Raw genomic sequence first — 11,599 nt, forward strand, 5'->3', positions numbered from 1 at the left:
CCATGTTCAGTATCGAGACCACCGCCACCGCGGCGTACGTCGTCGCGGCGCTGCTCTTTGTGCTCTCGCTGGCGGGGCTGTCCAAGCACGAGACCTCCCGCGCCGGCATCAGTTACGGCATCGGCGGCATGGCGATCGCCCTGGTAGCGACGATCGCGCTGGCCATCAACCACCGGATCGAGCCGCTGGGGTTGGGTCTGCTCGCGGTGGCCATGGTCATCGGCGCGGTGATCGGGTTGTGGCGCGCGCGGATCGTCGAGATGACCGGCATGCCCGAGTTGATCGCGTTGCTGCACTCGTTCGTCGGCCTGGCCGCCGTGTTGGTCGGCTGGAACGGCTACCTGCACGTCGAGGCCGACCCAACCGGCGCCGAAGCCGTGCAGCTGGGTCAGGACGGGATGCTGGGCATCCATTCCGCCGAGGTCGTCATCGGGGTGTTCATCGGCGCGGTGACGTTCACCGGCTCGATCGTGGCCAACCTCAAGCTCTCGGCTCGGATGAAGTCGGCGCCGCTGATGCTGCCGGGTAAGAATTTCCTCAACGTCGGCGCGTTGGTGGTCTTCGCCGCGCTCACCGTGTGGTTCGTGATCGACCCGCAGCTGTGGGTGCTGGTGGTGGTGACCGTGCTGGCGCTGCTGCTGGGCTGGCACCTGGTCGCCTCGATCGGCGGCGGCGACATGCCGGTGGTGGTGTCGATGCTCAACAGCTATTCGGGGTGGGCAGCCGCGGCGGCGGGCTTCCTGCTCGGCAACGACCTGCTGATCGTCACCGGCGCGCTGGTCGGCTCATCCGGTGCCTACCTGTCCTACATCATGTGCAAGGCGATGAACCGGTCGTTCATCTCGGTCATCGCCGGTGGGTTCGGGATCGAGGCCGGACCCGCCGACGACACCGACTACGGCGAGCACCGCGAGATCACCGCCGACGGTGCGGCCGAACTACTGGCCAACGCCCGCTCGGTGATCATCACACCCGGCTACGGGATGGCCGTCGCGCAGGCTCAGTACGGGGTCGCCGACCTGACGCGCCGGCTGCGCGAACGCGGCGTCGACGTCCGGTTCGGCATCCATCCGGTCGCGGGCCGGCTGCCCGGCCACATGAACGTGCTGCTGGCCGAGGCCAAGGTGCCCTACGACATCGTGCTGGAGATGGACGAGATCAACGACGACTTCGACGGCACCGACGTCGTGCTGGTCATCGGCGCCAACGACACCGTCAACCCGGCCGCCTCCGAGGATCCGGGTAGCCCGATCGCCGGCATGCCGGTGCTGACGGTGTGGAACGCCGACAACGTCATCGTGTTCAAACGGTCCATGGCGTCGGGCTACGCCGGGGTGCAGAACCCGCTGTTCTTCCGGGAGAACACCCAAATGTTGTTCGGCGATGCCAAGGACCGGGTGGACGCGATCAACGCCGCGCTGTCAGATGCGCTCGCCGCCGCTCATTAAGGTCGATACCCATGCCGGTCGACAGACTGTTACCAACTGACGAAGCGCATGACCTGATCGCACTCACCCGCGACATCGCCGACAAGGTGCTCGACCCGATCGTCGACGCCCACGAGAAGGCCGAGACCTATCCCGACGGGGTGTTCGGTGCGCTCGGTTCGGCTGGGCTGTTGAGCCTGCCGCAGCCCGAGGAGTGGGGCGGCGGCGGCCAACCCTACGAGGTCTACCTGCAGGTGCTCGAGGAGATCGCGGCGCGGTGGGCGGCGGTCGCGGTGGCGGTCAGCGTGCACAGCCTGTCCTCGCATCCGCTGTTGGCGTTCGGCAGCGAGGAGCAGAAGAAGCGTTGGCTGCCGCAGATGTTGTCCGGTGAGCAGATCGGCGCCTACAGCCTGTCCGAGCCGCAGGCCGGTTCGGATGCCGCGGCGCTGCGGTGTGCGGCTGTGCTTTCTGACGAAGGGCCGGTGCCCGGCTATGTCCTCAACGGGTCGAAGTCCTGGATCACCCACGGCGGGCTGGCCGACTTCTACACCTTGTTCGCCCGCACCGGCGAAGGGCCAAGGGGGATAAGCTGTTTCCTGGTCCCCGGTGATCTGCCCGGGCTGAGCTTCGGCAAGCCCGAGGAGAAGATGGGCCTGCACGCGGTCCCGACGACGTCGGCGTTCTACGACCACGCTCACATCGAGGCCGAACGCCTCATCGGCGCCGAGGGCCAAGGTCTGCAGATCGCCTTCTCCGCACTCGATTCCGGCCGCCTTGGCATCGCCGCGGTCGCAACAGGGCTGGCGCAGGCCGCCCTCGACGAAGCCGTCAAGTACGCGAACGAGCGAACCACGTTCGGCCGCAAGATCATTGACCATCAAGGGCTCGGCTTCCTGCTGGCCGACATGGCCGCCGCGGTGGCCAGCGCGCGCGCCACGTACCTGGATGCCGCGCGGCGTCGCGATCTCGACCAGCCGTACTCCCAGCAGGCCAGCATCGCCAAACTGGTCGCCACAGACGCCGCGATGAAGGTGACCACCGACGCGGTGCAGGTGTTCGGCGGCGTCGGATACACGCGCGACTACCGGGTCGAGCGCTACATGCGCGAGGCCAAGATCACCCAGATCTTCGAGGGCACCAACCAGATTCAACGCCTGGTGATCGCGCGCGGCCTGACTTCCTGACCGCTCGCCGGGCACCCCTGGACCGCGAGCAGACACAGAAACGTGTTCTGCAGCTGCGTTTGCAACCTTCTATGTCTGCTCGGCGAGGGAATCGGCACGGCGCCGCCGGTGTGGTCGCACCACGGCAAGCGCGAAGAGCACTGGCTCAAAGTTGAATCGGCTCGAATGATCATCCGATATGACGAAAAAGCGGGGCACCCATCAGGGTGCCCCGCTCTTTCGTTGGGTTCGGCTAGACGGCGGTCAGCACGTCAGCCGTCTGCAGCGCCTGTGCGACGCCGGAGACGATCGATGCCAGCCGGATCGCCTCGAAGATCGCCGTACGCGACACGTCCGCGTCGCGCAGCGTCTTCTCATGCGCGGCCAGGCAGTGCCCGCAGCCGTTGATGGCCGAGACGGCCAACGACCACAGCTCGAAGTCGTCCTTGGCGACGCCCGGGTTGCCGATGATGTTCATCCGCAGGCCTGCCCGCAGGTCGTCGTAGGCGCCGTCGAGCTGCCCCTTGGTGCGGTAGAACACGTTGTTCATCCCCATGATGGCGGCCGCGCCGAGGGCGGCGTTGTAGGCCTCCTCGCTGAGGATGTCCAGCGCGTCTTCGGCGATCTCGCGCAGCAGCCGCTCGGACTTGGTGGCCGCGGCGGTCGCCACCAGCGCACCCCACAGCTGCTGTTCGGTCAGCTCCGTCGTCTTGACGATGCTGCTGAGGTTGAGCTTGAGATCCTTGGCGTATTCCGGAAGCGCTTCCTTGATGCGGTCGATGCTCACGGTTACACCGCCTCGGCGAGAAGCTCTTCGGGCTTGATCGTCGGATCGCCCTTCTTCCAGTTGCAGGCGCACAGCTCGTCGGACTGCAGGGCGTCGAGCACCCGCAGCACCTCGTCGACGTTACGACCCACCGAGCCGGCGGTCACCGACACGAACTGAACCTCGTTGTTGGGGTCGACGATGAACGTGGCCCGGTCAGCGACACCGTCCGCGTTGAGTACGCCGGTGGCCAGCGACAGCTCGCGCTTGAGGTCCGAGGCCATCGGGAACGGCAGCGTCTTGAGGTCCTCGTGCTGGGCGCGCCACTGGAAGTGCACGAACTCGTTGTCGACCGAGACACCGATCACCTTCGCGTCGCGGTCCTCGAACTCCTCGTTGAGCTTGCCGAAGGCCGCGATCTCCGTCGGGCACACAAAGGTGAAGTCCTTCGGCCAGAAGAAGACGATCCGCCACTTGCCTTCGTGATCATCGCTGGTCACACGGGTGAAGTAGTCGTCGGGCTTCTTGGCATCGACCTCCGAGAGATCACCGCCGATAACCGCCGCCATATCGTAGCGGGGGAACTGGTCACCGATCGTCAGCAATGCCATGTGTTTGCACACCATCCTTGGTCTAGTTTGGAGTCAGTCCAGATTACGCATACGATTCTGTTCCTTTTACCGGCTAAAGACAAGGGCTACGAACGTGATAGTGGCCACACCGGCCCGGTGAAATAGGTTCGGTTTCAGCCGATTTCGGCCCCCGCCGTCGCACGACGGCGGGGGCACATACCGGTTGCTACCGTCGAGAGGATGGCAAACATCTCCGAGAACGACCCCATCGACGACGTCGCGCCCGGCGATATCGTGCGCGTTGCCGTCGGCGGCGCCGAGCCGGCGCCCTACCAAGTGGTCCACCAGGACGCCCGCGACGGCGCGGTGGTCGTGACCTACCAGGACGACGACGGCGCGACGTTCGAGGTCGAATACGCCCCCGACGCCCGGGTCACCCGCTCGCTGGAGGCCAAATGGGAGTCCGAACAAAGCCCGACGCAGCACAAGCCGGTTTAGCGGGTGTCATATCGTGGCGGCATGGACTTCGCGATGTCGGCCAAGGTGCAGGACTATCACCAGCGCTTGACCGCTTTCATGACCGAACACGTCTTTCCCGCCGAGGAGGCCTACCACCGGCACCGTGAAGAGGCCGGTCCCAAGGACCACACCGTTCCGCCGGTCGTCGAAGACCTCAAGGCGCTGGCCAAGGAGCAGGGTCTGTGGAACCTGTTTCTGCCACCGGTCTCCGGGCTCACCAACCTCGAATACGCGCCGTTGGCCGAGCTGACGGGATGGAGCCTCGAGATCGCACCCGAGGTGGTGAACTGCGCCGCGCCCGACACCGGCAACATGGAGACGCTGCATCTGTTCGCCACCGAACAGCAGCGCAAGCAGTGGCTCGAGCCGCTGCTGGCCGGTGAGATCCGCAGCGCGTTCGCGATGACCGAGCCCGCCGTGGCCTCCAGCGACGCCCGCAACATCGAGACCACCATGCTGCGCGATGGCGACGACTACGTCATCAACGGGCGCAAGTGGTGGATCACCGGAGCAGCCGACCCGCGCTGCAAGATCATGATCGTGATGGGCCGCACCAACCCCGACGCGGCCAGCCATCAGCAGCAGTCGATGATCCTGGTGCCCACCGATACCCCCGGCGTCGACATCCAGCGCTCGCTGCCGGTGTTCGGCTGGCAGGACCAGCACGGGCACTGCGAGATCGTGTTCGACAACGTGCGGGTGCCCGTCGAGAACCTACTGCACGAAGAAGGGAGCGGTTTCGCGATCGCGCAGGCCCGACTGGGCCCCGGCCGCATCCACCACTGCATGCGCGCGCTCGGTGCGGCCGAACGTGCGCTGACGCTGATGGTCGACCGCGTGCAGAAGCGGGTGGCGTTCGGCAAGCCGCTCGCCGAGCAGGGTGTGGTGCGTGAGTCGATCGCCAAGTCCCGCAACGAGATCGACCAGGCTCGGTTGCTGTGCCACAAGGCCGCGTGGACCATCGACCAGCACGGCAACAAGAGCAAGGACGCTCAGGTGCAGGTGGCCCAGATCAAGGCGGTGGCTCCGCAGGTGGCGTGCGACGTCATCGACCGCGCGATCCAGGTGCACGGCGGCGCCGGTGTCAGCGACGACGTCCCGCTGGCCCGCATGTACGGCTGGCACCGGGCGATGCGGCTGTTCGACGGGCCCGACGAGGTGCACATGCGCACCATCGCGCGCGCCGAGTTGGGCCGGGAGAAGGGCTCTCTCGCGTCGGCGGCGAGCCGCCAATCAAATTCGGCGGCGAGCCGCCAATCGGGTGAAGCGGTGACGTCCTAGTGGCTGTCGGGACCGGAGAACTGGCGGGCGCCTGGAACTTTCGGGATGTCGCGGCGACCACCGGTGTGCGGCCCGGTCGCCTGTTCCGGTCCAGCGAGCTGAGCAGCCTCTCCGAGGAGGGCCGCCAGCGGCTGGCCCAGCTGGGGATCTCGGACGTGGCCGACCTGCGTTCACCGCGCGAGGTCGAGCGCCGCGGGCCCGGAGCTGTGCCGCCCGGTGTGGCAGTACATCTGCTGCCGTTCCCCGATGTGTCGGCGGTCGACGGAGAAGCACCGCACGAGGCCACCTTCCAGAAGATGATGAGCGAGAAGCCCGACGACGAGGACGTCGCGGTGGCGGCCAGGCGGTTCATGACCGATGAGTACCAGCGGTTTCCGACGCTGGGCGGTGCGCGACGCGCTGTGCGTCAGGTGATTTCGTTGCTCGCCGACGGACGCCCGGTTATCACGCACTGCTTTGCGGGCAAGGACCGCACGGGGTTCACCGTTGCAACGGTGCTGGGAGCGGTCGGTGTCGACCGCGACGCGATCCTCGCCGACTTCCTGCGCAGCAATGACGCCGTACCGCTGCTGCGGGAACGCATCCTGGAGTCGGTCCGCGACCGCTCGGAGACACCGGAGGTCGTCACCTTCGCCGAAGCCCGACTGACCGACGAAGTTCTCGGCGTTCGAGAGGACTACCTGGCCAGCGCGTGGCAGACCATCGAGCGGGAATACGGCACGCTGCGCGGCTATCTCGAAGCCGCCGATGTGACCGATGACGATGTCGCCAAGGTGCGCGCCGCGCTGCTCGACTAGAGCGATTTGTGTGCGTTTTGTTGCGCTCACCGCGCCTGAACGCACACAAATCACGCGGCTAGCCGCTTTTTTCTGCCTCGTACTTCTTGGTCATGTGCTCGATGGCGCTCATCTGCGTGGCCGCGAGGTTTTCGCGCACGTCGCGGGCGCGGGCGGCGGCGTCGAGTGTCGGCTGGGCCTGACCCTGGAAGTGCGGAATCACCTCGGCGGCAAACAGTTCCGCTGAGCGCCTAGTGGCCGCGGGGTTGGCCCATTCATGGCCCATTTGCAGCATGCACCCGAACCCGCCGGACTGCTCACACAGCCGCTGCACCTGCGCGCGGGCCTGGTCCGGAGTGCCGATCACGCCCGCGCCGGCGCCGTTGATGACATCGACGACCTCGTCGATGTTTTCGCCGGGCACCTCCATCTGCGGGAACGCCGCGACCTTCTGGAAGTAGCGGTACCAGTGTTCGATGCCGAAGCGCACGTCGGTGCGGGCCTGTTCCTCGGTTTCGGCGATATGCATGGGGCACACCAGCGACCAGTTCCTGCGGTCGACCATGGTGCCGAACGCGGCCGCGCGTTCTTCGGCGATCCCCCAGTGGTGAGCCAGCGCGTCGAACCCCTCGACGACCAGGGTGGCGCCGATCGACAGCAAGCCGATGCCGTGCTTGCCCGCCAGCCTCGCACCTGTCGGTGAGGCCACCGCGGCGACGGCCAGCGGGATGCCGTCCTCGGCGTAGGGAGCCAATTGCAGTCGGGCGTCGTGCAGTTCGTGGGTGGCGGTCTTGGCGCTCACCGTTTCCCCCGCCAGGAGCCGCACCACGATGTCGAGGTTGGTCTCCAGCAGTTCGCGGGTGTCGGTGGGCGTCAACCCGATCATCGCCGCGTCGGTGGGCAGCGAGCCCGGTCCCATGCCGCCGATGATGCGGCCGTGGGTGAGGTGGTCGAGCAGCATCAGCCGGTCCGCCACCCACAGCGGGTTGTGGTAGGCCAGCGAGATCACTCCGGTGCCGAACCGAATCCGCTTGGCCCGCTCGGCGGCCGCGGCGATGAACACCTCCGGTGAGCTGATGATCTCGCTGCCCGCCGAGTGGTGCTCGCCGATCCACGCCTCGTCGTAGCCCAGCGCATCGAGATGTTCGACGAACTCGAGGTCGCGCTGCAACGCCAGCGTGGGGTGGGTACCTGCGCGGTGAAAGGGTGCGATGAAGTATCCGAACCGGAGCTTGGCCATGCCTGCAAGCTACTGCGTCAGGTACACCCCGATGATCCAAACGACGGTGGCCAGCAGCGCGCCGGCCAACTCCACCCCGACCGACAGCGCGACGCCCTTGAGCGCGTGTTTGGTCGACGTCCACGCCAGCGTCGGGTCCTGGCGGCGGGCGAACTCAGCGGCGTACACCCCCAGGACGAACCCGATGAACAAACCGATCACCGGGATCACGAAGAACCCGACGACGCCGGCGATCCCGCCGATGACCAGCACCGAAGTGCGAACCTGCGCCTCGCGCATGCGGCGCACCGGCCAGGTGTACTTGATGATCGCCGACACCACGATCAGCGCGGCCGCGATCCCGAACACCACCCACGAGGTGGTGGTGTTGACGACAACGGCCCACACCCCGATCGCGCCGATCACCAGCAACACCCCGGGCAGGATCGGCAGGATGATGCCGGCCAGGCCGACGGCGATCGCCAGCGCCACCAGGAGAATGCCGCCGAGGCTCACGTCAGCGAGCTTAGGCCGTCACGGCTTGCGTCCGCGCACCCACTGCACCGTGCCGATCATCTTCGTCCGCACGCTGGCCAAGCCGAGATCCTCCAATGTGTCGGCCAGTTGGTCTTCGTCGAACACGTGCGCGCCGAAGTCGGGCAGGAACCGGGAAATGTACGCGGCTGGTCCGGCGGTCGGCACCATCACCGCCATCCGGCGGCCGGAGCGCAGCACCCGCACCATCTCCGCGAGCGCGGTGGCCGGTTCGGGGATCAGCTGCAGCATCGCCACCGACACCACCGCGTCGACCGACTCATCCCGCAGGGGCAGGCGTGAAGCGTCGGCGCGCAGGAAGCCGACGTTGGGGCCGGCGTGGGCCCGGACCGCGCGGCTCAGCATCGGTTCGGAGATGTCGACGCCGAGTGCCAGGCCGGCCGGCCCGACCGCACGACCGAGCGCGGCGGTGACGTTGCCGGGCCCGCTGCCGACGTCGAGCGCCACCCCGCCGACGGGCAGGTTCAGCCACTCGGTGGGCTCCTGCCACGCGGTCAAGAGCCTGCGCACGACCATCTGCGTGTTGTCGTAGAACATCGAACCGAGTCGCGATGCCCACATCGCCTGGATCGGGCCGGTGTTCTTCTCACCCTCGGGCGTTTCCCCGAGCAGGTCGAGGTAGCCCTCGCTGACGTCGAGATGCTCGGGCGGGTCGATGAGCAGTCGGGAGGCCATCTGCAGCGCAGGCGGCAGGGGTTGGGTGGTCACGAATCCACGCTACGCCTTCGCCTCCGCGGCTACCCGTTCAGCTTGTCGGCTAGGTCGAGGAAATCCGTTGCCGTGACGTCGAACTCGCCGTCGTCGACGCGGTGCGGCGGGCGGCGCGGACCACGTTCGAGCGGTCGGGCCACATAGGCGGTCCTCAGCCCCGCATCGCGGGCCGCGCGCAGGTCGCCGGGGTGCGCGGCGACGAGCATCAGCTCGCCGGGGGCCACGTCGAGAAGTTCGGCGCAGCCGAGGTACGCCTCGGGGTCGGGTTTGTAGTGCCGGAACAGCTCGGCGGAGATGACGCAGTCCCACGGCAGCCCGGCCCGTTTGGCCATGTTCGTCAGCAGCGAGACGTTGCCGTTGGACAGCGTGGTGATGAGGAACCGCTGCTTGAGCCGCGTCAGGCCGGCCACGGCGTCGGGCCACGGATCGAGTCGATGCCAGGCGCGGTTGAGGTGGGCGATCTCGTTGTCGTCGACCGCCGCCAGCCCGACGGCCTCGAGCAGCTCGACGAGGATCATCCGGTGCAGGTCGTCGATCTTCATCCACGGCAGCTCACCGCGGCGCACCCGGTCCATCGCCGGCACGTACCCGGCGCGCCAACTGTCGGCGACCGCGGCCCAGTCGCGGTGCGCGTCGTGGCGGCGCCCGAACGCCTTGAGCTCGTCGATGATCGACGACCGCCAGTCGACGACGGTGCCGAATACGTCGAAGGCCAGCGCCTGCGGACCCATCAATCGATGCTCTTCGCGCAAGCGCTCATCGGCCGGGCTCCAACACAACTTTGCCGAGCACGCCACCGTCGGCGAGGCTCTGCAACGCGTCGGCGCCCTTGGCCAGACCGAAGCGCACCGGGGGCGGCGGCCGAAGCCCGGCCCGGACCAACTCGGCGACACCGAAGGCGAACACCGACTGCGAACCCGGCACGCGGTTGACGTACTCGCCGTAGCCGACGCCGATCACCGCGACGTTGCGCAGCAACAGCCGGTTGACCTTGACGGTCGGGATGCCCCGGCCTGCCGCGAACCCGATAACCAGCAGCCGGCCCTCGATGGCCAGTGCCCGCACCGCGTCGTCGAACGCCTCGCCGCCGACCGGGTCGACCACCAGATCCGCGCCGCGGCCGTCGGTCGCGTCCTTCACCGCCTGCAACCAGCCGTCGGCCAGTGGTAAAACCACGTCGGCACCGAGCGATTTCACGAAGTCGACGGCGTGTGGACGGTGCACCATCGCGATCACTCTGGCGCCCAACGCCTTTGCGATCTGGATGCTCGCCACGCCGATGCCGCCCGCCGATCCGAGCACCAGCACCGTCTCGCCGGGCCGCAGTGCGCCGCGGCGGGCCAGCGCGAAGTACATCGTCTGGTAGTTACCCATCAGCGCAACGGATTCGGCATCGTCGAGATCTTCGAGGGTGGGCGTGACGTTGGGGGTCGGCGCCGCCACCTGTTCCGCCCACCCGCCGAGCATCGCCATCGCCGTCACTCGCTGGCCCGGTAAGAGCCCCGACTCCTCGGGCGCCGAGCGCACCACCCCGGCGACCTCCATACCCGGGGTGAACGGCGGTTCCAACCGCAACTGGTACTCACCGCGCAGCAGCAGTAGGTCGGGGAAGCTGACCCCGGCGGCCCGGACATCGATGACCACCGCGTCGTCGCCCGCAACGGGGTCGTCGACATCGGTGTAGTCCAGGCCCGCCGGACCGGAAAGCCTTCGCGCAACAAGCGCTTTCATGTAATGCTGATCAGCCGAGGCTGAACGTCGCGCGCTGCGCAGCCGACAGGTCAGTGATCTCGCCCCACTTGGCGGCGATGTCGTCGACCGACGGCACCTCGGTGAACGTCACACCCTCGTTCTGGAACAGCGCGGCGCGCTGCACCTTGCCGCCGCCGACGATGAAGACCGACGCGGTGTCGGGCAGTTCCTCGGTGCACAGGTAGGCCACCACCGGCGCCACGTACTCGGGCGTCAGCTTCTCGAAGACCTCCGGCGGCAGGATGTCCTGCGTCATCCGGGTCGCCGCGATGGGCGCGACGGCGTTGGTCTTGATGTTGTACTTCGCGCCCTCCTGGGCCAGCGTGTTGATCAGCCCGACCAGGCCCAGCTTCGCGGCGCCGTAGTTGGCCTGCCCGAAGTTGCCGAACAGCCCGCTGGTCGAGGTCGCCACCACCACGCGGCCGAAGCTGTTCTCGCGGAAATGCGGCCAGGCCGCGCGGATCACGTTGTAGCCGCCGTAGAGGTGCACCTTGAGCACCGCGTCCCAGTTCGCGAACTCCATCTTGTGGAAGGTGCCGTCGCGCAGGATGCCCGCGTTGGAGACCACGCCGTCGACCTTGCCGAACTCATCCAAGGCGGTCTTGATGATGTTCTCGGCGCCCTCGGGTTCGGCCACCGAGTCGTAGTTGGCCACCGCGCGGCCGCCAGCATCCTTGATCTCCTTGACGACCTCGTCGGCCATTGCCGAACCGGCGCCGGTGCCGTCGCGGGCACCGCCGAGATCGTTGACGACGACGCTGGCGCCCTCCTTGGCGAGCGTCAACGCGTAGTCGCGTCCGAGGCCGCCGCCGGCCCCGGTGACGACGATGACGCGATCCTGCACTCCTGGCATGGGGT

Annotated in this window: 13 protein-coding genes; 5 read left to right on the top strand and 8 right to left on the bottom strand. The window is 67.5% G+C overall.

Annotated elements, in window-relative coordinates; translation table 11 throughout:
- The first annotated feature begins 2 nt into the window (after positions 1 to 2).
- Entirely contained in the window at positions 3 to 1,448 is a 1,446-nt protein-coding gene (gene pntB / locus ABQF13_RS04005; RefSeq protein ID WP_448391450.1) for a Re/Si-specific NAD(P)(+) transhydrogenase subunit beta, read from the top strand.
- Positions 1,449 to 1,459: 11 nt separating this feature from the next.
- On the top strand, positions 1,460 to 2,611 hold the full coding sequence (locus ABQF13_RS04010) for an acyl-CoA dehydrogenase family protein (protein ID WP_448391451.1): 1,152 nt from the start codon (positions 1,460 to 1,462) through the stop codon (positions 2,609 to 2,611).
- Between the two features lie 232 nt (positions 2,612 to 2,843).
- Here the strand turns inward: ABQF13_RS04010 and ahpD are convergent, their stop codons facing one another.
- Positions 2,844 to 3,377: an alkyl hydroperoxide reductase AhpD gene (gene ahpD / locus ABQF13_RS04015; RefSeq protein WP_448391452.1), complete on the bottom strand. Its 534-nt coding sequence runs from the start codon at positions 3,375 to 3,377 to the stop codon at positions 2,844 to 2,846.
- Positions 3,378 to 3,379: 2 nt separating this feature from the next.
- Complete coding sequence (locus tag ABQF13_RS04020) at positions 3,380 to 3,967, bottom strand: peroxiredoxin (protein WP_448391453.1); 588 nt, start codon at positions 3,965 to 3,967, stop codon at positions 3,380 to 3,382.
- A 201-nt stretch (positions 3,968 to 4,168) separates the two neighbouring features.
- Between ABQF13_RS04020 and ABQF13_RS04025 the strand changes: the two genes are divergently transcribed.
- The 3 genes from ABQF13_RS04025 to ABQF13_RS04035 are packed head-to-tail and all read left to right on the top strand — an operon-like array spanning position 4,169 to position 6,525.
- Positions 4,169 to 4,426 (top strand): hypothetical protein, encoded by a 258-nt coding sequence (locus ABQF13_RS04025; protein WP_448391454.1) that lies wholly within the window; start codon positions 4,169 to 4,171, stop codon positions 4,424 to 4,426.
- Positions 4,427 to 4,447: 21 nt separating this feature from the next.
- Positions 4,448 to 5,728: an acyl-CoA dehydrogenase family protein gene (locus ABQF13_RS04030; RefSeq protein ID WP_448391455.1), complete on the top strand. Its 1,281-nt coding sequence runs from the start codon at positions 4,448 to 4,450 to the stop codon at positions 5,726 to 5,728.
- Positions 5,728 to 6,525: a tyrosine-protein phosphatase gene (locus tag ABQF13_RS04035; protein WP_448391456.1), complete on the top strand. Its 798-nt coding sequence runs from the start codon at positions 5,728 to 5,730 to the stop codon at positions 6,523 to 6,525. Before ABQF13_RS04030 ends, ABQF13_RS04035 begins: the two co-directional genes overlap by 1 nt.
- Before the next feature lie 58 nt (positions 6,526 to 6,583).
- On the opposite strand, the gene ABQF13_RS04040 is transcribed toward ABQF13_RS04035, so the two are convergent.
- The 6 genes from ABQF13_RS04040 to ABQF13_RS04065 form a co-directional block, all read right to left on the bottom strand.
- Positions 6,584 to 7,744, bottom strand: a complete 1,161-nt coding sequence (locus ABQF13_RS04040; RefSeq protein WP_448391457.1) for an LLM class flavin-dependent oxidoreductase — start codon at positions 7,742 to 7,744, stop codon at positions 6,584 to 6,586.
- Between the two features lie 9 nt (positions 7,745 to 7,753).
- Positions 7,754 to 8,239, bottom strand: a complete 486-nt coding sequence (locus ABQF13_RS04045; protein ID WP_448391458.1) for a DUF456 domain-containing protein — start codon at positions 8,237 to 8,239, stop codon at positions 7,754 to 7,756.
- Between the two features lie 18 nt (positions 8,240 to 8,257).
- A complete protein-coding gene (locus tag ABQF13_RS04050; RefSeq protein ID WP_448391997.1) occupies positions 8,258 to 8,953 on the bottom strand; it encodes a methyltransferase domain-containing protein in 696 nt (231 codons plus the stop codon).
- A gap of 62 nt (positions 8,954 to 9,015) precedes the next feature.
- Positions 9,016 to 9,720, bottom strand: a complete 705-nt coding sequence (locus ABQF13_RS04055) for a haloacid dehalogenase type II (protein WP_448391459.1) — start codon at positions 9,718 to 9,720, stop codon at positions 9,016 to 9,018.
- 25 nt (positions 9,721 to 9,745) lie between these two features.
- Entirely contained in the window at positions 9,746 to 10,720 is a 975-nt protein-coding gene (locus ABQF13_RS04060; RefSeq protein ID WP_448391460.1) for an NADPH:quinone oxidoreductase family protein, read from the bottom strand.
- A 10-nt stretch (positions 10,721 to 10,730) separates the two neighbouring features.
- Positions 10,731 to 11,594, bottom strand: a complete 864-nt coding sequence (locus tag ABQF13_RS04065) for an SDR family oxidoreductase (protein ID WP_448391461.1) — start codon at positions 11,592 to 11,594, stop codon at positions 10,731 to 10,733.
- Positions 11,595 to 11,599 lie beyond the last annotated feature (5 nt).

Source organism: Mycolicibacterium sp. XJ879 (genome assembly GCF_053483935.1).